General features: G+C 68.0%; 25 protein-coding genes. 16 read left to right on the plus strand and 9 right to left on the minus strand.

From position 1 onward, the window contains the following. The first annotated feature begins 832 nt into the window (after nt 1-832). Complete coding sequence (locus N803_RS18525; protein WP_169743067.1) at nt 833-2,242, plus strand: ATP-binding protein; 1,410 nt, start codon at nt 833-835, stop codon at nt 2,240-2,242. Here N803_RS18525 and N803_RS08185 read toward each other — a convergent pair. Next, nucleotides 2,239-2,484 (minus strand): hypothetical protein, encoded by a 246-nt coding sequence (locus N803_RS08185; RefSeq protein WP_035904135.1) that lies wholly within the window; start codon nt 2,482-2,484, stop codon nt 2,239-2,241. The two genes, N803_RS18525 and N803_RS08185, sit on opposite strands and share 4 nt — an antisense overlap. Before the next feature lie 410 nt (nt 2,485-2,894). On the opposite strand from N803_RS08185, the gene N803_RS17450 reads away from it, so the two are divergent. The 4 genes from N803_RS17450 (at nt 2,895) to N803_RS08205 (ending at nt 5,726) form a co-directional block, all read left to right on the plus strand. Then, on the plus strand, nt 2,895-3,233 hold the full coding sequence (locus N803_RS17450; RefSeq protein ID WP_156969703.1) for a hypothetical protein: 339 nt from the start codon (nt 2,895-2,897) through the stop codon (nt 3,231-3,233). 203 nt (nt 3,234-3,436) lie between these two features. After that, entirely contained in the window at nt 3,437-3,925 is a 489-nt protein-coding gene (locus N803_RS08195) for a DUF6326 family protein (RefSeq protein ID WP_052112060.1), read from the plus strand. Next, on the plus strand, nt 3,922-5,073 hold the full coding sequence (locus tag N803_RS08200) for a sensor histidine kinase (protein ID WP_245617108.1): 1,152 nt from the start codon (nt 3,922-3,924) through the stop codon (nt 5,071-5,073). The genes N803_RS08195 and N803_RS08200 overlap by 4 nt, the downstream gene beginning before the upstream one ends. Continuing rightward, nucleotides 5,070-5,726 carry a response regulator gene (locus tag N803_RS08205; protein ID WP_035904136.1) on the plus strand — a complete coding sequence of 219 codons (657 nt, stop codon included), beginning with the start codon at nt 5,070-5,072 and terminating at the stop codon, nt 5,724-5,726. Before N803_RS08200 ends, N803_RS08205 begins: the two co-directional genes overlap by 4 nt. Here N803_RS08205 and N803_RS17455 read toward each other — a convergent pair. The 4 genes from N803_RS17455 to N803_RS08225 are packed head-to-tail and all read right to left on the minus strand — an operon-like array spanning nt 5,723 to nt 9,683. Continuing rightward, nucleotides 5,723-6,874: a sterol desaturase family protein gene (locus tag N803_RS17455; protein ID WP_052112061.1), complete on the minus strand. Its 1,152-nt coding sequence runs from the start codon at nt 6,872-6,874 to the stop codon at nt 5,723-5,725. The two genes, N803_RS08205 and N803_RS17455, sit on opposite strands and share 4 nt — an antisense overlap. A 19-nt stretch (nt 6,875-6,893) precedes the next feature. Then, nucleotides 6,894-7,484, minus strand: a complete 591-nt coding sequence (locus N803_RS08215; protein WP_035904137.1) for a GNAT family N-acetyltransferase — start codon at nt 7,482-7,484, stop codon at nt 6,894-6,896. 9 nt (nt 7,485-7,493) lie between these two features. Further along, nucleotides 7,494-8,030 carry a GNAT family N-acetyltransferase gene (locus N803_RS08220; RefSeq protein ID WP_052112062.1) on the minus strand — a complete coding sequence of 179 codons (537 nt, stop codon included), beginning with the start codon at nt 8,028-8,030 and terminating at the stop codon, nt 7,494-7,496. A 39-nt stretch (nt 8,031-8,069) separates the two neighbouring features. Then, nucleotides 8,070-9,683: an MFS transporter gene (locus N803_RS08225; RefSeq protein ID WP_035904140.1), complete on the minus strand. Its 1,614-nt coding sequence runs from the start codon at nt 9,681-9,683 to the stop codon at nt 8,070-8,072. Between the two features lie 250 nt (nt 9,684-9,933). On the opposite strand from N803_RS08225, the gene N803_RS08230 reads away from it, so the two are divergent. Together N803_RS08230 and N803_RS08235 are read left to right on the plus strand one after the other, a co-directional pair. Then, the gene (locus tag N803_RS08230; protein WP_052112063.1) at nt 9,934-11,115 is read left to right on the plus strand and encodes a Fic family protein; all 1,182 of its coding nucleotides are present in this window, start codon (nt 9,934-9,936) and stop codon (nt 11,113-11,115) included. Next, nucleotides 11,075-11,656, plus strand: a complete 582-nt coding sequence (locus N803_RS08235) for an alpha/beta fold hydrolase (protein ID WP_035904141.1) — start codon at nt 11,075-11,077, stop codon at nt 11,654-11,656. The genes N803_RS08230 and N803_RS08235 overlap by 41 nt, the downstream gene beginning before the upstream one ends. A gap of 3 nt (nt 11,657-11,659) precedes the next feature. Here the strand turns inward: N803_RS08235 and N803_RS08240 are convergent, their stop codons facing one another. Next, entirely contained in the window at nt 11,660-12,133 is a 474-nt protein-coding gene (locus N803_RS08240) for a hypothetical protein (protein ID WP_035904143.1), read from the minus strand. Nucleotides 12,134-12,224: 91 nt separating this feature from the next. On the opposite strand from N803_RS08240, the gene N803_RS08245 reads away from it, so the two are divergent. The 4 genes from N803_RS08245 to N803_RS08260 all read left to right on the plus strand — a co-directional run bounded on the left by N803_RS08245 (nt 12,225) and on the right by N803_RS08260 (nt 16,656). After that, nucleotides 12,225-13,034, plus strand: a complete 810-nt coding sequence (locus N803_RS08245; RefSeq protein WP_084764296.1) for a sugar isomerase domain-containing protein — start codon at nt 12,225-12,227, stop codon at nt 13,032-13,034. A gap of 32 nt (nt 13,035-13,066) precedes the next feature. After that, a complete protein-coding gene (locus N803_RS08250) occupies nt 13,067-13,993 on the plus strand; it encodes an N-acetylglucosamine kinase (protein WP_035904144.1) in 927 nt (308 codons plus the stop codon). 135 nt (nt 13,994-14,128) lie between these two features. After that, on the plus strand, nt 14,129-15,424 hold the full coding sequence (locus N803_RS08255) for a glycoside hydrolase family 1 protein (protein ID WP_035904146.1): 1,296 nt from the start codon (nt 14,129-14,131) through the stop codon (nt 15,422-15,424). Next, nucleotides 15,421-16,656: an MFS transporter gene (locus N803_RS08260; RefSeq protein ID WP_052112064.1), complete on the plus strand. Its 1,236-nt coding sequence runs from the start codon at nt 15,421-15,423 to the stop codon at nt 16,654-16,656. The genes N803_RS08255 and N803_RS08260 overlap by 4 nt, the downstream gene beginning before the upstream one ends. A 163-nt stretch (nt 16,657-16,819) precedes the next feature. Here N803_RS08260 and N803_RS08265 read toward each other — a convergent pair whose 3' ends face one another. Next, complete coding sequence (locus N803_RS08265; protein ID WP_156969704.1) at nt 16,820-17,452, minus strand: MerR family transcriptional regulator; 633 nt, start codon at nt 17,450-17,452, stop codon at nt 16,820-16,822. Between N803_RS08265 and N803_RS08270 the strand changes: the two genes are divergently transcribed. After that, nucleotides 17,444-17,785 (plus strand): dihydrofolate reductase family protein, encoded by a 342-nt coding sequence (locus N803_RS08270; RefSeq protein ID WP_084764335.1) that lies wholly within the window; start codon nt 17,444-17,446, stop codon nt 17,783-17,785. The genes N803_RS08265 and N803_RS08270 overlap by 9 nt on opposite strands. A gap of 22 nt (nt 17,786-17,807) precedes the next feature. On the opposite strand, the gene N803_RS08275 is transcribed toward N803_RS08270, so the two are convergent. Beyond that, on the minus strand, nt 17,808-18,596 hold the full coding sequence (locus N803_RS08275; protein ID WP_245617110.1) for a FadR/GntR family transcriptional regulator: 789 nt from the start codon (nt 18,594-18,596) through the stop codon (nt 17,808-17,810). 161 nt (nt 18,597-18,757) lie between these two features. On the opposite strand from N803_RS08275, the gene N803_RS08280 reads away from it, so the two are divergent. The 4 genes from N803_RS08280 to N803_RS08295 are packed head-to-tail and all read left to right on the plus strand — an operon-like array spanning nt 18,758 to nt 23,527. Beyond that, complete coding sequence (locus N803_RS08280) at nt 18,758-20,536, plus strand: L-lactate permease (protein ID WP_035904149.1); 1,779 nt, start codon at nt 18,758-18,760, stop codon at nt 20,534-20,536. Then, nucleotides 20,533-21,306, plus strand: a complete 774-nt coding sequence (locus N803_RS08285; protein ID WP_035904150.1) for a (Fe-S)-binding protein — start codon at nt 20,533-20,535, stop codon at nt 21,304-21,306. The genes N803_RS08280 and N803_RS08285 overlap by 4 nt, the downstream gene beginning before the upstream one ends. Then, on the plus strand, nt 21,300-22,841 hold the full coding sequence (locus N803_RS08290; RefSeq protein WP_052112066.1) for a LutB/LldF family L-lactate oxidation iron-sulfur protein: 1,542 nt from the start codon (nt 21,300-21,302) through the stop codon (nt 22,839-22,841). Before N803_RS08285 ends, N803_RS08290 begins: the two co-directional genes overlap by 7 nt. Beyond that, on the plus strand, nt 22,838-23,527 hold the full coding sequence (locus N803_RS08295) for a LutC/YkgG family protein (RefSeq protein ID WP_035904151.1): 690 nt from the start codon (nt 22,838-22,840) through the stop codon (nt 23,525-23,527). The genes N803_RS08290 and N803_RS08295 overlap by 4 nt, the downstream gene beginning before the upstream one ends. Before the next feature lie 2 nt (nt 23,528-23,529). Here the strand turns inward: N803_RS08295 and N803_RS08300 are convergent, their stop codons facing one another. Beyond that, nucleotides 23,530-24,264 carry a hypothetical protein gene (locus N803_RS08300; RefSeq protein ID WP_035904152.1) on the minus strand — a complete coding sequence of 245 codons (735 nt, stop codon included), beginning with the start codon at nt 24,262-24,264 and terminating at the stop codon, nt 23,530-23,532. Nucleotides 24,265-24,306 lie beyond the last annotated feature (42 nt).

A 24,306-nucleotide genomic window follows, 5' to 3' on the forward strand; every position in this document is an offset into this window, starting at 1 on the left:
TTCCGAGATCCCGCTCCTAGCCATGGATGAGGCTGAGTTGGCGAGCATCCTCGACCCATTGAGTGGCCAGATTCTCGATCAAAGCCGTTTCGTTGAGATCCGGCGATCCATCGAAACCGTGGATGCGACGCTTTCGCCAAGCTTGGCGATCGGAGAGTTCGACAAAGTCGTCCGACCGTGGACATGGAGTCCGCACGCATTGACGACGTCATTGCAGGTTCTGCTTGGCCAAGAGGCCCCTGCGCTTCTGGGTGTCCATGTGGAGCCTGTGCGTCTTCAAGAGGCGCACCACGAGTATCTGCGACGTGGCGCTGCGCACTATCTCGCCAGAATTCGGGATCAGGATGACACTCTCCCTCAAGGTCAGCTTCAGGAGATCCGGCAGCTGTTTCTGGAATGTGCTAGATCGCTCCGGCGCGGGACTCTAATTTGTCGGGTGTTCCTCGCGGGTGAGATGCCTCTTCTGCCAGGCACCGCTGAGTTTGTAGGATCGGATCTTGGCCGCACTGGTAGGGATCTGGGCGATGGGTACGGCGCTTCATTCGATATCATAGCGCCGAAAGGATTGAACGAGGTCTCTGCCGCTGGCCGCCTGGTCCGATGCCTAGAAGCAGAACCAATAGGTGCGGCTGTTCAGGACCGCGAACTCGTCGATTTGTCTGTCGTCGTAGACCCACTCGGGGCTCATTGTGCTTTTCGCGTTCCTATGACGCCGCGCGGAGGATTGCCGGGTGTCCAGTCAGCGCGGTCGGGTCGACTTGGGCGTGGGCTGGCACTAATGCCGAGCCAAGAAAGCCGAATTGTTGTCGGCGAGAGTCCTCGAGTGGGGGCCGTGTACCTCACTGTTGATGACATCGTTAGACATACTCTTGTCTCGGGCGTACCCGGTTCGGGAAAAACTACAACGGTCCAATCCGTCCTCTATCGACTCGCTACTGAGCTTGGAGTGCCATTCCTGGTAATCGACCCCGCCAAGCGCGACTACGCGCGGTTGGTGGACCTGGTCCGCGCGTCCGGCCAACAGGTTCACCATCTGACCCTTCGCGGCGACCGGCCCTTCTTCAATCCGTTCGCGGTTCCCTCGAACTGCGACCTGCACGCTCATGCGAGTCGAATAGTCGCTTCCCTGGATGCAACATTTAGGATGGAACAGAATTTCCCGCTGGGCTATCTCGTCTTGAGCCGCGCCGTGACGGCTGCGTTGGAGGATGCCGACGAGGAGGGGAGGAGTGCCAGCCTAACCGATGTCTATAGGGCGTTGCTCGTGGAGATCGAGCGGGACGACTGGCGGGGGGAGCATGGGCAGAACGCAAAATCCGCACTCTTGGGCAGGCTGGAGTATCTGACGTCGGGACCCCTGGGGGTCTTGCTTTCCACCGAGAAGTCACTTCCGTGGGACGAGTTGCTTGCGGAGCCGTGTGTCATTGAACTGGGAGGGCTCGGAAGTAGTTCGGATCGGAACCTCGTCTTCGCACTCCTTCTATCTGGGCTTCTCGGATCCCGCGATTCCGGCGTTCAGCGACCGTTGTCCCATGTCACTGTTCTTGAGGAAGCACACAGGGTAATGCACCGCTCGATGGCAGGTGAAGTTGGCACTCGTGCCATAACGGAGGCGATTGCTGAACTCCGTGGTGCAGGTGAGGGTTTCGTGGTGGTCGACCAAGCTCCCTCTGAGCTCGTACCCGAGGTTGGCAAGTTGACTGGCTCGAAACTGACACATCGCCTCGCTGACGCCGAGGAGCGAGCTGCGGCGGCCGCCGCGATGGGTATGTCGCCTGGTCAGGCCGGAGATCTGTCGGTCCTCCCTCCTGGGCGGCTGGTCGCGTTTACTGGCTCGGCCTCGGAGGCAATGGTCACCGAAGTGACGATCCCTGACGCGTTTACGAAGTCGAGTACCGACGCGTCGCTCGCGGTCACGCGCGACGTACCCATGTCGCGGGTTTGGTGTTTCGATTGTCCAGCCCCCTGCCAGGGGCGGGATGGCAGTTTGGCCCTCACACTGGCGGATAGGGAAGAACTCTCCGGCTCGAACGGCTTGCGAGAACTACATGGCGGCGTTCGTCGGATCCTTCAGGAACGGATGAACCGTGTTCCTACAGTTATCGAGATTCACTGTGCGTCATCCCTGATCCTCGCCAACGGAGCAGGTCGTCTTCGAACGGCAAGGCGACTCATCCGGGAGAGCGTCCGGCTACTGGACGACCTGCAGAGGCAGCTTGGTAGCGAAGGGCCGCAGAACTAGAACAGTCCAGGAGAGCCAGGGAACATCGGGTTCCCATCACGCAAGTCGTGGTGATCAGGACTGTCGGTGTCCTGACCCCACGCGTGCACGTGGTCGACGCCCGGCTGGATGTCGGAGACGAATCCGGGTGCCAAGAGCGTGTCGGTCACCTCGCCAGCTCCGTCCACTTTGTCCTTGAACGTCACATCCACGAGTTCCGCGCCGGTGTCCAGCTGTCCGTGAACGGGATCTGTCCAGCCCATGGCCGCCTCCTTCGCGCGGTACGCTGCTGGGGGTCATAGTAATCCGGAACCGGCGCTCTGACCACAGACCCGGCTACTCTGCAGACGCGTCGGCGGTCTGAGTCCCGCGCTACAGCGTTGAACTCCACCCCTGGTCATCGGTGTCTCCTGAACGGCCTCCAACGCGGGGCTGCAGTTGTGCAATGTACCCCCCACAAGGTGCACGGGTAGCTTGCACACGCTGGATCCGGCGCCTGGCGTCGTCCCGGGAGCTTTGTGACCTGCGCAGATGACGGGGTGCGCATCTTGCACAACCTCTCTCGCGGGGCCGGGTTGTGCAAAGTAGCCCGCTCAGGGTCGTGCAATCTTGGCTGCGTCTCGACAGTGCCTCTGGCTACGCGGCGGACGTCACTGCGCCGAGTCTTTGGGCCGTGGACCGATTCTTCGACGACCACTCTGCGGCTGGGGTGCCCCGGCCAGGAGGCCTGCTGGGCACTGACTTGGGAGCGCGGCTCTCGCTCGGTGCCTACACGGGCGAGGTGATCCGCCGCAGTGTTGGCGGCGAATGGCGATGGGATGACGAGGATCCGGAGGCCGAGGTCAATGTCGAGCTCGTCCTTCCCGATGGTGCCGTCATCTGGCCGGTCCAGCGAGTCATGAAAAGTTTCAAGAACGGACCCGACGAGGGGATCGCTGCATTCGGTGTGGCCCTCGGCCTCGAGGTTGGCCCGCCTCCGGCACCCCGGCGGCGCAGGTTCTTTGGCCGCTGACCGCTGATGGTCAACCTTCGAGAGAGGGCGGGCGGACGGCATACGGTCAGGTACTTCGTGTCCGCGACAGCGGCTGGAACGCGACCGTGAAGTTCGTACTTTCGGCCGGGGTGACGCGAGTCCGCAGGCTGATGTGCGCGCAGCCCGCGCCGGAGATCGTGGTGGAACCGCCTACCCCGACTCTCAGCAAGGAGCCGTCCACCATGAGCACCAAACACCCACAACCCGCCGCATCCACGACCCTGCAGGTCCCGCTCCAGCTGAAGCTCGCCGCCGCCTGGGCGAGCTTCATGTTCCTCTACATCTACGTCGACTATCTCCACCTCTACCAGCCCGGCGCCATCGACGAGATCCGCAGCGGTGTCGTCTATGAGTTCGACATCAGCCCCACTTTCGTCACGGTGGCGCTCGCGTCGGTCTCGATCCCGACCGTGATGATCCTGCTGTCAACGATCCTGCCCGCCCGCGCGAACCGCCTCACGAACCTCGTCGTCGCCGCGCTCCTCATCCCCTACTCGGCCTTCAACGTCGCCGGCGCCGAGTCGGAGTGGCTGCCCTTCTACGGGCTCTCGATCGGACTCGAGCTGCTGATCCTCGCCTTCATCCTCCGGTCCGCCTGGACCTGGCCCCGCACCCCGGCTGCGTCGAAGCCCGAACCCGCGGCATCTCGGGTCCCTACGCTGACCTCGTGATTGCTGCCTGCCGCACTCTGTGGCGCTCCATCTGGCGCGAGCCACGGCCCACTGGTCCCTCGCCAGTGGGCCGTGGTGACTGGCTGCTCGTCGGCGCATTCGCAGCGCTCGCACTCATCGAAGGGGTTGCGACCCCCGACCGCCCGGGCCAACCGTTCGTCACCGTGCTCGCCATGGCACTCATGCCCGTCCTCCTCTGGCGCCGCACCCAACCTCTGCTGACGTGCCTCGTCGGCTTCGGCGCCGCCGCCGTGCTGTCCCTCATCCAGCTCGCCACCGGGAGCGACGACCTCGGACTCACGTCGATGATGGTCATCCTGCTTCTGCTCTACTCCCTCGTCCGCTGGGGCTCCGGCAAGGAGATCGCGCTCGGCCTTCCGTTCGTCGCCGCCGTCGTTGCGCTCGGAATGGTTGTGGCACAACCGGATTGGGCCACGATCATCGGTGGGAGCCTCTTCGTCCTGCTGTTCATCGCCCTCGCCGCGGTCTTCCGCTACCGCGCCGATCTCGCGCATCGGCAGCACCGCGAGATCCGCAACCAGGAGCGCTTGGCGCTGGCCCGTGACCTCCACGACACCGTCGCCCACCACGTATCCGCCATTGCTGTCCAGGCCCAAGCCGGTCGCGTGGTCGCCGCCGCGCAGCCGGAGCGAGCGGTCGAGATCCTGGCCGCCATCGAATCCGAGGCGTCGCGCACCCTGACCGAGATGCGCGGCGTCGTGCAGGTGCTGCGCCTCGACACCAACGACGCCTACTCGCCGCAGCCCGGCGTCGCGGACCTGCCGGCTCTCGCCCGCACAGACACGACACCCACTGTCGGCGTCACCCTCAGCGGCTCCCTCTCAGACCTGCCCCAACCAGTGGACATTGCGGTCTATCGCCTCGCCCAGGAGTCCCTCACCAACGCGCTCCGTCACGCGCGGAGCGCTTCGCGCATCACGATCGAGGTATGCCGTGTGGCCGGCGACGTCAGCCTCCGCGTCACCGACGATGGACTCGCCCTTTCAGGCGCTACCGCTGGGCAGGGCTTCGGCCTGATGGGCATGACCGAGCGAGCCAACCTCCTCGGCGGTTCTCTCTCCGCCGGGCCGGGGCCTGAGGGAGGCTGGGTCGTGGATGTCGTTCTGCCCGTGGAGGTTTCGGCGTGAGCATTCGTGTTGTCGTGGCCGATGACCAGGATCTGGTTCGGGCTGGTCTCGTCATGATCCTCGGTGTCCAACCCGGCATCGAGGTCGTCGGCGAGGCGGCCGACGGGCCGAGCGCCCTCGAGGTTGCGACGAGGCTACGGCCCGACGTCCTCCTCGTGGACATCCGCATGCCCGGCCTCGACGGCGTGGAGGTGACGCGACGTCTCGCCGGACCGGACGTCGCCAACCCGTTGGCCGTCGTCGTCATCACGACGTTCGACCTCGACGAATACGTCCTCGGTGCACTGCGCGCCGGCGCCCGCGGGTTCCTTCTCAAGGACGCCGGGCCCGAACTCCTCGTTCAGGCCATCCACGCCGCGGCGAACGGCGACGCGCTGATCGCCCCCAACGTGACCCGGCGGCTACTGGAGACCTTCGCAGACCAGGCGCCGGCGGCAGTGGCCCAACCCATCGAAACCCTCACCGACCGCGAGGAGGACGTGCTCGCCCTCGTCGCCCGCGGCCGCACCAATGCCGAGATTGCCGCAGAGCTCTTCATCAGCCTGAGCACGGTGAAGTCTCACGTCGCCTCGCTCATGTCCAAGCTCGCTGTCCGCAACCGCGTCGAGATTGCGCTCTGGGCCTACCAGTCCAAGCGGGTGCGACCGCGCTAGACGGAACCGACCGCAGCGCGCTCGCGGGCCCTCGACTCCAGCCCATCCCGCCGTTCGTAGGCCCACCCGGGCCCACGGACGAGATAACCGAAGCGGTCCGGCCAGGTGTCGGCGCTCGCCACGTCGCGGGCGATGTCGCGCCACTCGTGACTCGCGATCCGGGCCGGGTTGAACGTGTTGATGTTCTTCGTCAGCCCGTAGACCGGCCGCTCGCCCTCCTCCTCGAACGTCCCGAAGATCTTGTCCCAGATGATGAGGATCGACCCGTGGTTGCGGTCGAGGTACTGCCGGTTCGACCCGTGGTGAACCCGATGGTGGCTCGGCGTGTTGAGCACCTTCTCCAGCCAACCGATCTTGTTGATCGCCTCGGTGTGGATCCAGAACTGGTAGATGAGGTTGAGTGCCCGTGCCGTCTCGATGGTCGACGGGCGCACACCGAGGAAGGCCAGCAGGCCGTACGGCACCGTGAGCGTCACCCCCTCGGCGACCGGCTGCCGCAAAGCGGTCGAGAGGTTGTAGCGCTCACTGCTGTGGTGCACCACGTGGACGGCCCACATCCAGCGCGACTCGTGCGAGAGGCGGTGGTTCCAGTAGTAGAGGGCGTCCCAGCCGAGAATGGCGAGCGCCGTTGCGGCCCAGCCCGTCCCGAGGTCCCTCGAGTTGCGCGAGAAGAGGTGCTTGCCGCTGGTCTGCGCAGCCCACGTCGTGGCCGTCGTGAGTGCAGTCGCAGTCACGGCCGCAACAGCCGTTCCACCGCTGATGCGTTGCAGCACAGGGCCGCTCGTGTCGCCGGTGGTCGTGAGTCTCTCCGGAACGGTGCCGGGGTGCGGGAGCTGACCCTTCTCATCCCGCAGCCGCCGGACGTCCGCGATGGTCGTCACCGCGGCGGCGGCGAGGCCCGCACCCATGAGGACCTTGGCCCACTTGCCGCGCCCGGGCGTGACCGGGTTGAGCAGCTTGGAGCTGACGTACGGCGCGACGAGCGAACCGAGCCCCATGGTGAGTGAGGCGATCGTGTCCTTGAGCTCGTAGTCGCCGGCCCGTGGATTCCCCGGGGCCGCGGGGTTGCGTCGGTAGTAGACGTACTCCGTCGCCATCGAACCGATGTATGCCGGGATCGACAGCACAGTGAGGTCCAGTTTCGGCATCTCGCGTTCCTCCTTGACCTCACGCGGGGTCGACGGTCCTCGTCATGACGCAGTTCTTCAGGCCCTTCGGCCGGTCGTAGGTGAAGCCGAGCCGTTCGTAGAGGCGCCGTGTCCCGTTGTACAGGAAGGACGACGACATCTTTTTCGTCTGGTCGGTGAGGTCGTGCGGATAGGACTCGACGACGCCACCTCCTGCCTGTGCAATGAGGTCGAGGGCACCCTGGATGGCGAGCTCGGTGACACCGTGGCGGCGGTGTCGCTTGTCGACGAAGACGCACGTGATCCGGTAGTCGGGATCGGAGGTCTTCGTCGCGTCGTACTCCTTGCGGTGGTGGATCGTTGGCAGCTCCGTCGGCGTGCCGTACTCGGCCCACGCAATCGCTTCGTCGCCATCCATCACCAGCGCGGCGTGAGCCTTGCCCTGCTCGACGTAGACCTTCTTCAGCGAGCGGTTGGCCTCCGCCCCTTGCCCTCGCTCGGGCCCGTCGGGGTGGAACCAGATGCACCAGCACCCACCGAAGATGCCGTTGTGCCGTTGCACCATGGCATCGAACGCCGCCCAGGTCTCCGGACCGAGAGGCTGGATCGTGTATGCCGGCGGGTCGCCCACGTGGGCACCCTAGCCTCGCGTTCGCGACAGGTCACGAACGTAGCGGCGGCAGGGGAGTGCGATCGGCTCGTCCTCGGGCTGCACACCGGGCGCGTAGTGGGTGAAGCCGCCCTCGTCGTGCCAGCCGCTGCGCTCATAGAACCGTCGAGCGCGAGGGTTGCCATCGACGACGGCGAGCCAAGCGCGGTCGTGCCCGCTGGCGGCAATGCGTCCCTCGGCGGCCGACAACAGAGCGGCAGCCGCGCCGCTGCCCCGTGCCTCGTCGCCGACGTAGAGGTGCTCGACCTCGTCCTCGTGCGTCATGACGAACCCCGTGGCGCGACCATCCGCTCCCACCGTGACGAGCGTGTCACCGAGCGACCGCACGACTCGAGGCCGCCACGACGAGTCGGGGCGGGCATCGACCAGAGCCTGGGGTACGTGCTCGAGATGCACCTCGTGCCATCCAGCACGCCAGATGCGGGCGATGTCGTCGACGTCGCCCTCCGACGCCGGCCGCACACGGACCGAAGGGCCCTCCCCACCAGCGCTCTCACGATGACTCATGTGAGAACTCTGGCGGAGAGGGCCGATGGGGTCGAGCGTTCAGGCAGTGGCCTCGGCGAGCTCGCCAACCGTCGCCGGGGCAGCCATGTCGGTCTCGGCCGTCCCATCACCGAGCTCGGTCTCCGCAACCTCCGACTCGCGACCCGCGCCGAGCACCCGACCGGTCGCCCAGGCCGCACCGAGCAGCGCGACCCCACCCAGCACACCCACGACGTTGTAGCCGAAGGTGAAGGCCTCGCGCGCCGCCGCCAGCACGTCACCCGCCACCGGCGAACCCACCACTGCAGCAGGAGCGGACGCGATACCCTCCCCTACGCGGTCGGCCGTCGGCGCGGCAACACCAGCCGGCAACTCACCCGGCAGAGCGAACCGATACAGCGCCGACACGAGCGTCCCGAGCGTGGCCACACCGAGCGCGATCCCCAGCTCGCCACCGGTCTCGGCGACGGAGGCGGCCGACCCGGCACGCTCCGGCGGGGTCGCGCCCATGATGAGGTTCATGACGAGTGACATCGTCACGCTGACACCGGCCGCAGCCAGGACCATCGCCACGAGGTGCAGCGCCAGCGACGACGTCGAGAGGAACCCGAGCAGCAGCAACCCACCACCCGACACCACGAGCCCACCAACGACGAGCCGCACGGTGTCGAAGCGCTGGTCCAGCCGCGGCGCGAGCAACGTGCCGGCGAGCATGATGAGGTTCTGCGGGACGAGCCATGCGCCCACGGCGAGCGGCGACAAGGCGAGCACTCCCTGCAAGTACAGCGCCGCGGCATACGAGACGCCTGCCATGACCACACCGGTGACGAGGAACGTCGCGAGGCCGACCGAGAACTTGTGGTTCGAGAAGAGTTCGAGGTCGAGCAGCGGGTCGGCGAGCCGACGCTGCCGCCGGACGAAGACGACACCGGCGACGGCCGCGACAACCAGTCCGACGACAGCCGGCACGACCTGCTCGCCGCGCGCGATCTCCTTGAGCCCATACACACCTGGCAGCAATGTCACGAGCGACAGGCCCACGGACACGGCATCGGGGAGCGCGTGACCCGAACCCGAGGGACGCACGTCCGGCAGCAGCCGCGGCGCCACGACCCCGATGAGCGCCATGACCGGCACGCCCATGAGGAACGCGGCACCCCACCAGAAGTGCTCGATGAGTGCACCGCCGGCGATCGGGCCGGCCGTCATGCCGCCCATGAAGCACGCGAGCCAGATGCTGATCGCCCGGGCCATCTCCTCGGGCCGCGGGAACATGTGCCGGATGAGCGACATCGTCGACGGCATGATCGTCGCGCCGGCGAGGCCGAGCAGCGCCCGTGCGGCGATGAGCATCTCCGCGCTCTGCGAATAGGCCGCAATGACGGAGACGACACCGAACGCGGCCGCCCCGACGAGGAGCAACCGCCGCGCGCCGATGCGGTCGGCGAGACCGCCCATCGTCACGAGGAAGCCGGCGAGGATGAACGAGTAGATGTCGAGGATCCACAGCTGCTGCGTGCCGCTCGCGCCGAGGTCACGGCTGATCGACGGCAACGCGACGTAGAGCACGCTCACGTCGATCGAGATGAGCAGGGTGGGGAGTGCGAGAGCGCCCAGGCCGATCCAGTGCCGGCGCGGGGCGGGTGCTGCTTCGAGGGTGTCGCTGGCGTGCATTTCGGCGTCCTTTCGTGGGTACCTTCACCCCCTCCACGAATGGGTCGGCCCGAATACGACACCCGTCACCGAAATCTTTGGCGCACCTTCCGAGAGGCGCCGGTATGCCGTCCGCCCCCGTCCCGCTGTTGCGCGCCTCGGCGTCCGTCGCCATCACCTCGGGACCCGTCGTGTGTCTCAATGTCTCTATCATTGCGCCACGCGCCGAGATGTGAGACCGTGAATGTCTCAATGATAAGGACAAAGAGACATGTCATCCCTGTTCCAAGCGCCACGCCTTGACGCCGAAGACCTCGGCGTCATCGCTGATATCGCCGACATGCGCACTCGCCTGGCCTCGTGGCTCCGCACCCCGCGTCGCTGGGCCGGGGGTTTGCGGCGAACGACTCAGGCGCGCGCCATCCAGGGGTCGAACTCGATCGAGGGCTATGACGTGTCGGACGAAGACGCTGTGGCCGCCGTGGATGACGAGGAGCCGCTGTCGGCCGACGGCCGCACGTGGGCAGAGATCGTGGGATATCGCCGTGTCATGACCTATGTGCTCCATATGGCGGCGGACCCAGCGTTCCGGCTGGATGCGCACACATTGCGGTCCATGCACTTCATGCTGCTGGAACACGACCTGAGCAAGAGTCCGGGCCAGTACCGGCACGGCGAGATCTACGTCGAGCGTGACGAGACGGGTGAGCGTGTCTATCAGGGGCCGGCGCCCGAGGAGGTGCCGGATCTGGTAGACGCGCTGACGGCAGACCTTGGGACACCCCAAGACGTCGACCCCATGGTGCGCGCTGCGATGGCGCACCTCAACCTGGTGATGATCCACCCATACCGTGATGGCAACGGGCGCATGGCTCGCGTCCTTCAGACGTTGGTCCTGACCCAGCGCAACACGCCTGAACCGATCTTCAGCAGCATCGAGGAGTGGCTCGGTGCGAACACCGAGGACTATTACCGCGTGCTCGCGGCGACCGGCGCCGGAGCGTGGCATCCGGAGCGCGATGCTCACCTGTGGGTGAAGTTCTGCCTGCGAGCGCACCACATGCAGGCGCAGACGGTCGAGCGTCGCCTCGACGAGGCCAGCATCGTTGGCGCCCGCGTGGAGGAACTCCTGAAGGCCCATGGCCTCCCAGAACGCACCTTCGACCCCGTGTTCGACGCCGCGCTGGGGCTTCGCGTGAGGCGGCCGGGCTACGTCAAGCGCAGTGGGGTCGAGGAACGGACCGCAACGCGAGACCTCAAACTCCTCGTGGACAAGGGCCTCTTGGATGCCTTGGGCAACACCCGTGGTCGCTACTACGTGGCCGCTGGAGAGGTTCGAGACCTCGCCACAACGGCTCGTCAACGGCGAGCCAAGCTCGAGGATCCCTACCCTTGGCTCATGGATCGCATCCGTGACGTTGCTCGGGCGAACGACGTCGGTCCTCTGTCATGAGAGGGCGAAACCCGAGTGGGGCAGTCCTGCGCTGGCGAGCAGCGACAGTGGCGGCGACGCGACCTCTGCGCCCACGGGGAGTTCGCCGAAACCTGCAGCGTCTGGACCAGCTCTCACCGATGTCGTCGCCCACCTCATCGAGGCCACACCCGACGCCAAAGTCGTCGTCGTGGCCGCCTCGGCGGGAGGGCCGACGGCGATCCAGCTTGCGACCCGGGCGGACAGCGGCATTGCCGCGGCAGTCGCCCTCTCACCAGGCGGCATAGAGGGGATCGTCGAGGAAGGGGAGACGAAGCTCTCCACTCAGGAGGCCGCGGACAACGTGCGCGTCCCCACCCTCGTCGTCACCGACCCCGACGACACTTCGGTCGACTCAGCGACGATCGCGCGCCTGGCCGCCGATCCTCCCGAGGTGCTGACGGTCGAGACGTTGCCGGCTGCAAGCGGCCACGCGCAGGAGGTCCTCTACGACACCCAGAACCCCTCGCGCCCATCAGCCTTCAGGGTGCGGCTGCTCACCTTCCTCGCGTCGGGAGGCTGACGGTCAGGGCCAGTAGGCGCCCTTGATGACGAAGTACGTGCCACGGATCGTCCCCGCGAGCTTCGACTTCTGCCGGGCCCACTTGAAGGCGGCCAGCTCCTCGGGCGGCTCCATGCCTTCCGACAGCTTGAACCCGACAGCGCGCTTCCCGCCCTCCTCCAGCGTGTAGAGCACGTTGATCGCGAGCCCCGACTCGAAGAAGACGTGCGCCCACCGGATGCCGTCGACGTTGGCGACCGTGGCCTGCAGTGGCGGGGAGGCGATGGCGATGTCTCGCTCCTCGCGCAGGATCCGGGCGACCCACTCGATGATCTCCGCAGCCTCGGGCGCATCGGCCGGCTCGACGGTGAACGTGTGGTCGTACTTGTTCTTGAAGTATCGCGCCTCGTTCGCCCGCAGCCCGGCGAGTGCCTCCGCGACGGGAGAGCTCTCGAGACCCTCGGTGGACACGTTCGTGAAGTCGACGACCTGACCCATGGCGGCCAACCTACTCGGCACGCGCGGCCCACCGCCCGGGCCAGCCCCAGAAGTGCTGGACCGTGCCCCACGCGGGTGAAAGGGTCGGGGCATGACCTCGTCTCCCCAGCCCCTACCCACCGAGGTTCCGGCCGCCCAGGAACTCAGCGGGCCGGCATACGCCACGCTTGCTGCGGACGCGATCCGCGCGGTGGCGACGACACAGCGCGAGGCGATCGCGGCGGCCGCCGACGTCATCGCGACGTGCATCGCGAACAACGGTGTGCTGCACGCGTTTGGGACCGGACACTCCGAGGCGTTCGCGATGGAGATAGCCGGGCGGGCGGGCGGCTACATCCCGACGAACCGGCTTGCGCTGCGCGATGCGGTCGCGGCGGCACGTACCGCAAGTGGTGACGTGGAGGGCGACCGCGGAGGTGAGCTCGAGCGTGACCCGGCCTTCGCCGAACACATCTACGCGCTCGTGCCCGATCCGCAGCCGCAGGACGTCTTCCTCATCGCGTCCAATTCCGGCGGCAACGGGAGCATCGTCGAGTTCGCGCGGCTCGTGAAGGAGAGGGGGCACCCGCTCATCGCCGTCACGTCACTCGCGCACACGACCCGGATCGAGTCGCGCCACCCCAGCGGCAAGAGGCTGTTCGAGGTCGCCGACATCGTCCTCGACAACGGTGCGCCGTACGGCGACGCGGTGCTGCCGCTGCCCGGCGGCGGTGCGGCGTGCGGGCTCTCGTCGATCACGGCCGCGCTGCTCGCGCAGATGATGGTCGCCGAGTCGCTGACGCGACTCCTCGCCGACGGACACGAACCGCCCGTCTATCTCTCCGCGAACATCCCCGAGGGAGACGCGCACAATCACGCCCTCGAGGACCGGTATGCCGGCCGGCTGCGGCGGGGCCTGTGAGCTCACCTTCGCAGCGTTGTCTCGTCCTCGGCATGGATGTCGGGGGGACGAGCAGTCGCGCCCTCATCACCGACCTCACCGGACGCGTCATGGGGCGTGGGCTCGCGGGTGGAGGCAACCCGGTCTCGCGCGGGGTGGGTCCGGCGATCGCGGCGATCCGAGCGGCCATCGAGGAGGCGTTCACCGGGCTGAGTGGTGCACCTGTCGAGCGAAATCGCCTGTGTGGCAACGTGATTGGCGCGGCTGGATTCGGGGCCGGGACCGCCCATGAAGCACTGGATGCCATGTGGGCCGAACTTGGGCTGCCCGGCTCGCCCGTCGTCGCCGGAGACGTGGAGGTGGCATTCGCCTCGGGGACTGATGCGCTCGACGGCTCGGTGCTCATCGGCGGAACGGGAGCGGTGGCGGCTGCGATCGTCGGTGGCGAACAGGGCGTCGTCGCCGATGGATTGGGGTGGCTGCTCGGCGACCACGGTTCGGGGTTTTGGGTCGGACGTGAGGCGGTGCGATCGGCTCTCATGCCGGGTGGGGACGACCCGCTGGCGGAGGAGGTCGCGGTCAGGCTCACGGGCCGACGCGATGTCGACCGGAACGCGCTCATCGCCGCGGCGTATGCACTCGATCCCGTGCGCCTCTCCGAGCTGGCGGGTGTCGTGGTCGCGGCGGCGGAGGAGGGTTCGCGGGAGGCGCTGCGGATCCTCGAGTCCGCGGCGGACGAGCTCGTGACCACGCTGACCCGGGTGCGCGGCGACGGCGACGAGTCGGTGATCGTCCTGGGCGGCGGGTTGCTCGGCACCGATCGACTCGACAGCCACGTGTCCGAGCGGATCAAGGCCCGGTGGCCCTCGGCGCCGGTGCGGCACACCGGATCCGGGGTCGGGGGAGCCGCCTGGCTGGCGGCCCGGGCTCTCGGGGTGGACCTCAGCGACGGGTTGCACGCCGCGCTGACCGAGAACTGACCCGGTCTGGCAAGCTCGAGACGACCAGTTCTGCATGAGACGACCACTGCGAGCTGGTCGACTCGAGCACAACTGGTCGTCTCGCCAACGCGGAATGCACGCCCCGAGGCGGCCGTGGCGTGGAGGATGGCCGGCATGGCCGATGACGACCTCCTCTTCAGCACCCGCGATCTCCTCATCGGCACGGCCACGGCGTCGCTGCAGATCGAGGGCGGCGACCGCAACAACAACTGGTATGACTGGGCCAGCCTCCCCGGCACCATCAAGGACGGCTCGACCCCGCTGCGCGCCACCGATCACTGGAACCGCTGGCGCGAGGACACCGCGCTCATGGCCGAGCTCGGGCTGCAGGTCTATCGGATGTCGGTCGAGTGGTCGCGCATCGAGCCGCGGCCGGGGGAGTTCGACTCCGCCGTGCTCGACCGCTATCGGGAGGAGATCGACGCGATCCGGGCGGCCGGCATACAACCGCTTGTCACCCTCCACCACTTTTCGCACCCGTCGTGGTTCCAGGGACTCGGCGAGTGGACGAGCGACGCGGCGCCCGACCTCTTCCTCCGCTTCGTCGACACTGTCGTGCGCGCCCTGGGAGACCGCGTCGCCGACTGGGTGACGATCAATGAACCCAACGTGTATGCCGTCCAGGGGCACCTTTTCGGCGAAGCGCCACCGGCCCGGCGATCGTGGACCGGGGTGCGAAAAGTGCTGCGGCACATGGCGATTGCTCATTGCCGTGCCTATCGGCGCATCCACGAACTCGTGCCCGACGCCCGGGTGGGGTTCGCCCACCACGCGCGCGTCTTCGAGCCGCGCAACCCACGGAACCCGTTCCACCGGGCCATGACGGCCTTCGACCGAACGCTCTTCCAGGACGTCATCGCCGACGCGATGCTCGGCGGTCGCTTCGCCCGGGTCCTCGGATCCGCGCCCGACGACATCGCGCCCGGCCGCTATTACGACTACCTCGGGATCAACTACTACTCACGCACCGCAGTCACCGGCATCTCGGACGGCACGTTCCCCGGAGCTCCGGTCAACGACCTCGGCTGGGAGATCCACCCCGCCGGGCTCATCGACGTCGCGCGCGACCTGCACCGGCGCTATCCCGCACCGATCTGGGTGACGGAGAACGGCACGGCCGACGCGGCTGATGCCTTCAGGGCACGGTTCGTGCACGACCACCTCGCGGCGATCGCGGGCAGCGACCTACCGTTCGAGCGCTACTACCACTGGTGCTTCGTCGACAACTGGGAGTGGGCCGAGGGGGAGAGTCAGCGGTTCGGGATCGTCGCGCTCGACTACGAGACGCAGGAGAGGACCGTGCGCGACAGTGGGCGGTTCCTCGCGCAGGTCATCGCCGACGGCGGCGTGACCCGGGCGAACCACGACCGATTCGTTGCGCCGCAGGCCTATTCGACGGAACCGCGATGACCGCCACGACGCACGAGACCGAGGCTCGGCCACACGTCTCCGCCGGCTGGATGACGCGCTTCGGTCTGCTCTACCTCGGGCAGAACGTCGCGTGGGCCGGGCCGTCGGCACTCCTCGTCGCCAACCAGGTCGCCGGGTGGTACCCCGAGTCCAAGGAGACCCGGCTCGCCGTCGTCATGGCCCTCGGAGGTGTGATCAGCATGGTCGCCACACCCCTGGCCGGTGCCGTCTCGGACCGGACCAGGTCGCGCTTCGGCAGGCGGGCGCCGTGGATCCTCCTCGGCGCACTGGGCGCTGCGGTCTCGCTCGTCGTGCTCGGCTTCGCACCGGATTACGCCGTCCTCGTCGCCGGGTGGCTCGCGTTCCAGGCGACGATCGCGTTCACCATCAATGCGGCCCAGGCCGTGCCGCCGGACACGGTTCCGCGTCTCCAGTACGGCGTTGTCTCGGGCGTCATGGGGCTGACCTACACGCTGGCGATCGTCGTCGGGACGGCGATCGCGACAGCGTTCGGCGGGCGGACGGCATACCTCGTCTGTGCTCTTGTGCTTCTCGTCCTCGTGGCGCAGTTCCTCGTGGCGTTCCGGGACCCGCCGGTGACCGAGCGTCGGGTAAGAGACAGTGCGACTGCGGGCTCCGGGCGGGCCGCGCTCGTGCCGTCCCCACGCGAACACCCGGACTTCGCGTGGGTCTTCGTCACCCGGCTGCTCGTCACGCTCGGCAACACCATCGCGCTGTTCTACCTCCTCTACTTCCTGCGAGACCGGGTCAAGGTGGCCGACCCCGACGCCGGCGTCCTCACCCTCACGGTCGTCTACGCCGTCGCCGTCGTCATCACTGCTGTCGTCGGTGGACGCTGGTCGGACCGGGTCGACCGACGTCGCATCTTCGTCGCGGGTTCCAGCCTCGGTGTCGCTGTGGCCGCGGGCATCATGGCGTTCACGCTGTCGTGGTCGGTCGTCGTCGTGGCGGCTCTCGTGCTCGGCGCCAGCTGGGGTGTCTACATGGCCGTGGACCAGGCACTCATCAACGAGGTCCTGCCGTCCGCGTCCGACCGGGGGCGCGACATCGGCCTGATGAACCTCGCCGTCGTCGGACCCAACGCGCTGGCACCCGTCATCGCAGCCCTCGCGCTGAACAGCCTCGGCGGCTACACCGGCCTCTATCTGCTGTCGGGCGGTCTCAGCCTTCTTGGTGCCGTCCTCGTGTTCCGGGTCCGCTCCGTGCGCTGACCGACTGGCCTCGAGTGGGGCGGACCCGACACGATCTGCGCCGGTCGCGCGACCGGCGCAGATCCTCGTGACCGGCGTCGGCACGCGAGCGCCGGTCACCAACCTGAGCGCCGGTCGCGCGACCGGCGCACGAATTTCCCAGCGGCGTGGCGCGACGGGCGCGTCAGGCGCCGCTGGGTTCGATGCGGCGGATGTCGGTCCAGCCGGTCCAGCCGCGCTCCTCCAGCAGGGCGAAGAGTCGCCGCGCGCACGGCACCGTGTCGACGAACATCGCGTCGAGCAGCTCGATGAGGTCCTGACTCACAGGTGGGAACGCGCTGACATCCACGTCGGACTGCACGACCGTGTTGGCCGCACCCTCGATGAAGGCCGCAACGCGGTCGGCGATGCTCGGCAGGCGCGGGTCATCCGGGGCGACGTCGACGAGGTCGCCGACGTCGAGGTAGAGCTGCCGGAGCCCGGTGTCCTCGAGCTGCATGTGCTTGAGCGCCATGAGGGTCGGGACCTCCTCCGGCATCCGCGCCGCGATGATGATCCAGCTGTCCCGCTCGATCTCGATGAGGCGCTCACTGAAGCCGAACTCACGCATCCGCTCGAGGTAGCTCACGGCCTCGCGCGGCAGCGCCAGGCTCTCGCCCGCAGCCAGTCGCGCAATCAGGGTGCGGTGCTGCTGACGCTCGCGGATCTCGGTCCGGAGGCGACGGTCGACCTCGTCGATCGCCGCCGCGAACTCGTCATCGCCCCGCTCGGTGAGGACTCCGAGGTGTTCGACCCGTGGGTCACGGCCATGGTGCACCTGCCGACGACCGTCGTGTCGTCGACGCTGACCGAGGCGCTGGACTGGCCGGACGCCACCCTGGTCGACGGGGACGCGGTTGACGTTGTCGCGCGGCTCAAGGAGGAGTCGGACGTGCCTCTGCGCTCGCACGGGAGCATCGCGATGAACCGGTCACTGATGGCGGCCGGCCTGGTCGACCACATCCAGGTGACGGTCTTCCCGGTCATCACCGGGCAGACAGGTGCGACGCCGATTCACGAAGGCTCGGCCGACTTCGACCTCGAGCTCGTCGAGGCGCGCACCCTGGACCACGGCATCCAGCAGTTGACCTACCGGCCCACGCTTCACTGAGTCCGCAAGCACCTGGCGACGCTCACGATATGAGGTCGCCTCCCTCGGCGCCTTCCCATGCGGCCAACTCGTCCTCGGGAAGGGGCTCGAAGAGCGCGTCGCCGGGCACGTGGGTCAGGGCCAGCCAGGCCGATCGGATGTGGGCCTCGACGAGGCGTTCGGCCTCGTCGGCGTCACGGCGCTCGATCGCGGCAAAGATCGCCTCGTGGTCCGACCGCAGGTCGCCGACGACCTCGTCCCAGTCGCGCAGGTGCCGGAACCGGTCGAGGATCGGCAACCGCATCGACTCACGGATCGCAGCGGTGAGGTCGCTGGCGAGCCGGTTGCCGGCGGCCGTCGCGAGGGCCACGTGGAACTCGGTGTCCGCGTCGTTGAACGCCTGACGGTCGATCGAGGGGTCGCGCATCACCTCGAGTGCTCGACGTGCGTCGGCCAGATCATCGTCCGACGCGTTGACCGTGGCGAGGCGTGCACTCAGCCGCTCCAGGGCGATGCGCACCTCGATGACATCAGGGAGGGGGAAGTTGGCCAGCGCGACGTGCAGCCGCAGCAGCCGGCTCAGCGCTCGCGACGGCACTGACGTGAGGACCGTGCCCCCACCCGGGCCGGCTCCGACGAACGAGTTCACGACCCCCTGTGCCTGGAGGGTCCGGACGGCCTCGCGCACGGCCGCCCGACTCACGTCGAGGGACGCCGCGAGTTCGCGCTCGGCGGGGAGATGGTCACCGACTCCGAGCCGCCCCTCGAGGATCTGCGCGTCCACCCACGCGAGGACGAGCTCGAAGGCCTGGGGCTGTCCGGAACGGGGCATGGCGTGAAGCATGCCACCTCCGCACGCCCAGGAAACCAAAATGGTCAGACCTCTTGACGCGGCTCCGGTGCGACCCCTACCTTGGATCAACCCGCTAATGGTCGGACCATTCAGCGAACTGGCAGACCCACCGTCGTGTCCCGCCCAACCCGGAGGTCAGGATGACCGCACTCACCGCGCTCACCGGCTCGTACCAGCCCGAGATCGCACCCGTCCTCGACAGCCTCGCGCTGTCGGCCCTCGTCGCGGCCCTGCCGCTCCTCACCGTCTTCGTGACGCTCGGCTGGCTCCGCTGGAAGGCCCACTGGGCCGGACTCGCGGCCGTCGCCGTCGCGCTGCTGGTCGCCGTCGTCGCCTTCGGTATGCCGGTCGGTCTCGCCGCGTTGTCCGCCACCCAGGGCGCGGCCTTCGGACTCTTCCCGATCATGTGGATCGTCTTCACGGCGATCGTGCTCTACCAGGTGACGGTCCGATCCGGTCACTTCGAGGACCTGCGCGCGACCTTCCACCTCATCTCGGACGACCCCCGCGTCCAGGCGGTCATCATCGCGTTCTGCTTCGGCGGACTGCTCGAGGCGCTCGCCGGCTTCGGCGCCCCCGTCGCCATCACCGGTGTCATGCTCATGGCCGTCGGCTTCTCCCCGTTGCGCGCCGCCACGGTCGTCCTCCTCGCCAACACCGCACCGGTCGCGTTCGGCGCCATCGGCATCCCGATCATCACGGCCGGCAACCTCACGAAGATCCCCTATACCGAGATCGGCGCCTACGTCGGACACCAGACGCCGATCATCGCGCTCTTCGTCCCACTCCTCCTCGTCCTCATGGCCGACGGTCGCCGTGGCATCCGCCAGACCTGGCCCATCGCCGTCGTCGTCGGCGCGACTTTCGCTGTCGCGCAATGGATTTCGGCCACGTGGATCTCGGTGGAGCTCACCGACATCATCGCGTCCCTCGCGGGGCTCGCCGCGGCCGTCCTCTTCCTCCGCGTCTGGCAGCCCACGGGTCGCGAGGAGGCCCTCGAGGCCATGGGCGTCGAGCGCGAGCGCGACCTGGCGACGGTCGCGGCAGGCGAGCGGACGGCATACGCCGCCGGTGGTTCCGGTGACGACGCGGCGCCGCCGCGTGCCCTCGACAAGGCGGGCCACGACCACAGCGTCTCCGTCGCCGAGCTCGACGCCCGTGCCCGTGAACTCACGCCGCGACGGATCAGCATGGCGCTCTTTCCCTACATCCTCGTCATCGCGATCTTCTCCGTCGCCAAGCTCGTGCCCGCGGTCAAGGACTGGCTGGCGAGCACCGACGTCAAGATCCCGTGGCCCGGCACGTCCGGCGAGATCCTCACCCACGCGGGCGAGCCGGCGACGGCCACGACCTACAACCTCCAGTGGCTCAGCTCGCCCGGCACGCTGCTCCTCCTCAGCGCCCTCATCGTCGCCCTCGTCTACGGCGTCGGTGTCAGTGGGCTGGGTGCAGAGATGGCGGCGACGGCGCACAAGATGCGCTTCGCGTTCCTCACCGTCGCATCGGTGCTCGCCCTGGCCTACGTCATGAACCTGTCCGGCCAGACCATCACCATCGGCACGTGGATCGCGGGTGCTGGCGCAGCATTCGCCTTCCTGTCACCGCTTCTCGGCTGGCTCGGGACGGCCGTGACCGGCTCCGACACGAGCGCCAACGCCCTCTTCGCGACGCTGCAGCAGACTGCGGCGACGAACGCCGGCATCGATCCGACCCTGCTCGTCGCCGCAAACACCTCCGGCGGCGTCGTCGGCAAGATGATCAGCCCGCAGAACCTCACGATCGCCGCCACCGCGGTCGGTCTCGTCGGTCGCGAGTCCGACATCCTTCGCAAGGTGCTCCCGTGGAGCATCGGACTCGTCGTGGCGGTCTGCCTGCTTGTCGGGCTTCAGTCGACGATTCTTGCTTGGATGTTGCCATGACGGCCTTCACGGCACCGATCGCAGATCTCAAAGTCGCCCTGTTCGCGACCTGCTTCAACGACACCATGTGGCCGGAGACGCCCAAGGCGGTCGTGCGACTGCTGGAGCGACTCGGGTGCCGGGTCGAGTTCCCGAGTGCGCAGACCTGTTGCGGCCAGATGATGACGAACACGGGGTATGCCGGTGAGGCCGTTCCGCTCGTCCGTCACTTCGTCGACGTGTTCGAGGACTACGACGCCGTGGTGGCGCCATCGGGTTCGTGCGTCGGGTCGGTGCGAGACCAGCACCCGATGATCGCCCACCTCGCCGGGGACCCCGGGCTCGCGTCCGAGGTCGAGGGCGTGCGGCCCAAGGTCTACGAGCTGTCGGAGTTCCTCGTCGACGTGCTCGGCGTGACCGATGTCGGGGCGTACTTCCCGCACCGGGTGACCTATCACCCGACGTGCCACTCGTTGCGCATGCTGCGGGTCGGTGACCGTCCGCTGCAACTGCTGCGTGCTGTCGAGGGCATTGACCTCGTGGAGCTCCCCGGCGCAGAGGAGTGCTGCGGCTTCGGTGGCACCTTCGCGATGAAGAACGCCGACGTGTCGGTCGCGATGGGCACCGACAAGGCCGCCCACGTCGTCGAGACCGACGCCGAGGTCCTCGTTGCCGGCGACAACTCCTGCCTGGCACACATCGGAGGGATCCTCGGAAGGCAACGCACCGGCATACGCACGATGCATCTGGCCGAGATCCTCGCGTCGACGAAGGAGCACCCGACATGGTGACCCAGCCCGTCCAGCAGACCTCGCCGACCTTCGTCGGGATGCCGAAGTTCCCGGTCGCCGCGCGTGAGGCTCTGGCCAACACGCAGCAGCGGACCAACCTGCACAACGCGACCCATACGATCCGTGAGAAGCGTGCCGCGGTCGTCGGTGAGGTCGACGACTGGGAGGCGTTGCGGGTCGCGGGTGCCGAGGCCAAGGACGAGGCGCTGCACCACCTCGGCGACTACCTCGAGCAGCTCGAGGAGTCGCTCACGGCGCGCGGTGCGACGGTGCACTGGGCGCGCGATGCCGCCGAGGCGAACCGGATCGTCATCGACATCGCCCGTGCCAAGGAGGTCGACGAGGTCGTCAAGGTGAAGTCGATGGCGACCCAGGAGATCGAGCTCAACGAGGCCCTCGAGGAGGCGGGCATCCACGCCTGGGAGACCGACCTCGCCGAGCTCATCGTGCAGCTCTTCGGTGACCGGCCGAGCCACATCCTCGTGCCGGCGATCCACCGCAACCGCACCGAGATTCGTGACGTGTTCCTGCGCCAGATGGGGGAGTTCGGGCGACCGGCCCCAGCCGACCTCACCGACGACCCGGCGCGGCTCGCGGAGGCAGCTCGTCTGCACTTGCGCGAGAAGTTCCTGCGCGCCAAGGTCGCCGTCTCGGGGGCCAACTTCGCCATCGCCGACACCGGGACGCTCGTCGTCGTCGAGTCCGAGGGCAACGGACGCATGTGCCTCACTCTCCCCGAGACGCTCATCTCCGTCGTCGGCATCGAGAAGGTCCTGCCCACATGGGACGACCTCTCGCCCATGCTCCAGCTGCTGCCGCGCTCGAGCACGGGAGAGCGGATGAACCCCTACACGACGATGTGGTCCGGAGTGCACGACGGCGACGGGCCGCAGGAGGTCCACGTCATCCTGCTCGACAACGGCCGCACCCATGTGCTCGCGGATTCCGTTGGGAGACAGGCACTTCGGTGCATCCGGTGCTCGGCGTGCCTCAATGTCTGCCCGGTCTACGAACGCACGGGCGGCCACGCCTATGGCTCGGTCTATCCGGGTCCCATCGGTGCCGTGCTCAATCCGCAGCTGCGGGGGACGGCGAGCGAGGTGGACCAGTCGCTGCCCTACGCCTCGTCGCTCTGCGGTGCGTGCTTCGACGCGTGCCCGGTGCGCATCAACATCCCAGAGCTGCTCGTGGAGCTGCGGGGGACCGTTGCCGAGCAGGGCGGTCACCGGGCCGAGTCCGCCGCGATGAAGGCGGCCGCGTGGGTGCTGTCCGACCCGCGCCGGCTCGCCGTGGCGCAACGCGGTGCGACGACCGCGGGTCGGCTCATCGGCAAACGGACCATCCGCAAGGTGCCCGGGCTCGGTGCCTGGACCGACGCCCGCGACGTGCCGACGCCGCCGAAGGAGACGTTCCGCCAGTGGTGGGCCCGCGAGCACGGCGACGGGACCACGACGCAACGTGCGGCGGACCCGGGTGGGCGAGCGGACGGCATACCGACATCGAACGACGGGACCGAACCGGGAGGCGAGCGATGAGCGCGCGCGAGGAGATTCTGGCCCGGGTCCGGTCGGCGACAGCGGATGTGACGACAGAGAAGCGACCTGTTGCGCGTTCGGGCAGTGGCTCGGTGCCCTCGCAACAGCCCGATCGGGCAATCAGTCGCGAGACGCTGGAGCTGTTCGCGGAGAACGTTGCCGACTACCGGGCGACGGTCGTCCGCGTGCCCGCCGAGCAGGTCGCGGCAACGGTGGTCGAGCAGTTGCGAGCGGCCGGGCTGGGGTCCGTCGTCGTGCCGACCGGGCTCGACGCGGGCTGGACCGCCGCTCTGGACGGCGCGTTCGACGTGCTGCCCGAGTCCGACGCGACCTCCGCGCAGACCCTCGACGGCATCGATGCGGTGGTGACCGGCTCCGCCGTCGGCATCGCGACGACCGGCACCATCGTCCTTGACCACGCGCCCGACCAGGGGCGCCGTGAGCTGACGCTCGTCCCCGACACCCACGTGTGCGTCATCGGTCAAGACCAGGTCGTCCACGACGTTCCAGAGGCAGTCTCGTTGCTGCGGACGCCCGAAGGTGCCCAGCGGGCCCTCACGTGGATCAGTGGTCCGAGTGCCACGAGTGACATCGAGCTGCAACGCGTCGAGGGCGTGCACGGCCCGCGCACCCTCATCGTGGTGCTGGTCGATGAGGGTGCGCGGGCTGACGTCACTGCGGGTTGAACTCAGCGCGGGCTGACCGCCGGAGGCGCATCCCACTCGTCGTCGTCCATGCGCAGCACGGCGAGGGCGATGAAGGCGAATCCGACTGCGGTGAGCCCCCATCCGGCCACGACATCGAGCGCACGGTTGGGCACGATGACGGACGCGATGACGTGCACCGGCTGCGCGACGATGATCGCCGCGCCCACCCACACCGGGACGAGACGGGCGCGCACCGCGGTGATCCCGACGAGGATCATGCCGACGATGTGCCCGAGCACGAAACCGAGCAGCCCGAACAGGCCGGCGGGGTGCTCCATGTAGCGCAGCGTGACGTCTGCCGTCACTGCGTTGTCGTAGCCACCGCGGGTCATCACCTCGGCGACGAGGTCACTCCCGCCGACCATGCTGGCGAGCCCCAGCCCGCCGAAGAGCACCAATGACGACACGAGCGCCAGCAACGGGGTGCGGCGCCGCGCGGCGTACCCGACCGCCAGGGCACCGGCGAGGAGGAAGGGATAGCTGATGACGGAGATCCAGTTGACCGCCGAGATCGCGCCGGGTGAGGCAGCGATCTTCTCGATCGACGTGGCCGGATCCTCGTTGGTCCAGTAGGGCAGGATCGCCCGCAGGACCGTGACGAGGACGGGCCCAAGGACGATTGCTACGGCCGCCAGGATGCGGGTCGTGCGACGGAGGTCGCGTGGTGGCCGGCTCACCGCGGGGGTGGTCGGCTGGGTGCTGAGTGTCGTGCTCATGGTGGTGTCCCTTCGAACGGTTTGGTATGCCGTCCACCACGG

The organism is Knoellia subterranea KCTC 19937 (genome assembly GCF_000768685.1).
GTDB lineage: Bacteria > Actinomycetota > Actinomycetes > Actinomycetales > Dermatophilaceae > Knoellia > Knoellia subterranea.

Excerpts from the sequence above, each read along its gene's own strand:
- N803_RS08185 (WP_035904135.1), bottom strand. The coding sequence starts at position 2,484 with ATGGGCTGGACAGATCCCGTTCACGGACAGCTGGACACCGGCGCGGAA.
- N803_RS08195 (WP_052112060.1), top strand. The coding sequence starts at position 3,437 with ATGAGCACCAAACACCCACAACCCGCCGCATCCACGACCCTGCAGGTC.
- N803_RS17455 (WP_052112061.1), bottom strand. The coding sequence starts at position 6,874 with ATGCCGAAACTGGACCTCACTGTGCTGTCGATCCCGGCATACATCGGT.
- N803_RS08220 (WP_052112062.1), bottom strand. The coding sequence starts at position 8,030 with ATGAGTCATCGTGAGAGCGCTGGTGGGGAGGGCCCTTCGGTCCGTGTG.
- N803_RS08225 (WP_035904140.1), bottom strand. The coding sequence starts at position 9,683 with ATGCACGCCAGCGACACCCTCGAAGCAGCACCCGCCCCGCGCCGGCAC.
- N803_RS08230 (WP_052112063.1), top strand. The coding sequence starts at position 9,934 with ATGTCATCCCTGTTCCAAGCGCCACGCCTTGACGCCGAAGACCTCGGC.
- N803_RS08240 (WP_035904143.1), bottom strand. The coding sequence starts at position 12,133 with ATGGGTCAGGTCGTCGACTTCACGAACGTGTCCACCGAGGGTCTCGAG.
- N803_RS08245 (WP_084764296.1), top strand. The coding sequence starts at position 12,225 with ATGACCTCGTCTCCCCAGCCCCTACCCACCGAGGTTCCGGCCGCCCAG.
- N803_RS08250 (WP_035904144.1), top strand. The coding sequence starts at position 13,067 with ATGGATGTCGGGGGGACGAGCAGTCGCGCCCTCATCACCGACCTCACC.
- N803_RS08255 (WP_035904146.1), top strand. The coding sequence starts at position 14,129 with ATGGCCGATGACGACCTCCTCTTCAGCACCCGCGATCTCCTCATCGGC.
- N803_RS08260 (WP_052112064.1), top strand. The coding sequence starts at position 15,421 with ATGACCGCCACGACGCACGAGACCGAGGCTCGGCCACACGTCTCCGCC.
- N803_RS08270 (WP_084764335.1), top strand. The coding sequence starts at position 17,444 with ATGGTGCACCTGCCGACGACCGTCGTGTCGTCGACGCTGACCGAGGCG.
- N803_RS08275 (WP_245617110.1), bottom strand. The coding sequence starts at position 18,596 with ATGCCCCGTTCCGGACAGCCCCAGGCCTTCGAGCTCGTCCTCGCGTGG.
- N803_RS08280 (WP_035904149.1), top strand. The coding sequence starts at position 18,758 with ATGACCGCACTCACCGCGCTCACCGGCTCGTACCAGCCCGAGATCGCA.
- N803_RS08285 (WP_035904150.1), top strand. The coding sequence starts at position 20,533 with ATGACGGCCTTCACGGCACCGATCGCAGATCTCAAAGTCGCCCTGTTC.
- N803_RS08290 (WP_052112066.1), top strand. The coding sequence starts at position 21,300 with ATGGTGACCCAGCCCGTCCAGCAGACCTCGCCGACCTTCGTCGGGATG.
- N803_RS08295 (WP_035904151.1), top strand. The coding sequence starts at position 22,838 with ATGAGCGCGCGCGAGGAGATTCTGGCCCGGGTCCGGTCGGCGACAGCG.
- N803_RS08300 (WP_035904152.1), bottom strand. The coding sequence starts at position 24,264 with ATGAGCACGACACTCAGCACCCAGCCGACCACCCCCGCGGTGAGCCGG.